Origin of the sequence: Carboxydothermus pertinax (assembly GCF_001950255.1) — a bacterium.
Classification (GTDB): Bacteria; Bacillota; Z-2901; order Carboxydothermales; family Carboxydothermaceae; genus Carboxydothermus; species Carboxydothermus pertinax.
Map to the genome: position 1 here is coordinate 1 of NZ_BDJK01000077.1, position 285 is coordinate 285.

Annotated in this window: 1 pseudogene; it reads left to right on the plus strand. The window is 39.6% G+C overall.

The window, feature by feature from the left end:
• Positions 1–285: pseudogene (locus cpu_RS13085) on the plus strand (integrase core domain-containing protein); the annotation flags it as partial.

Genomic DNA, 285 nt, shown 5'->3' on the forward strand with positions numbered 1-285 from the left:
CAAATCGATTCTAAGCACATCGCTGACCAATCTGCCCTTCCTTCTGATGCTTATGCCGCTATTTTCCGCAATAAATTGCCTAAGTATCAGTTTACAGCTATTGATGTTAAATCCCGGCTTCGCTTTATTGCTTTTGCTAATGAACTTACTTTCAAAAACGGTTTGTCTTTCTTGCTTCTGGTAGCTTTCTGGCTAAGAGCTCTTGGGGTTAATCAACATCTCTTCTTCCAAACTGATAATGGTGAAGAATTCGGTGGACTCCCTACTTCTAGAAAAAAGTCTATT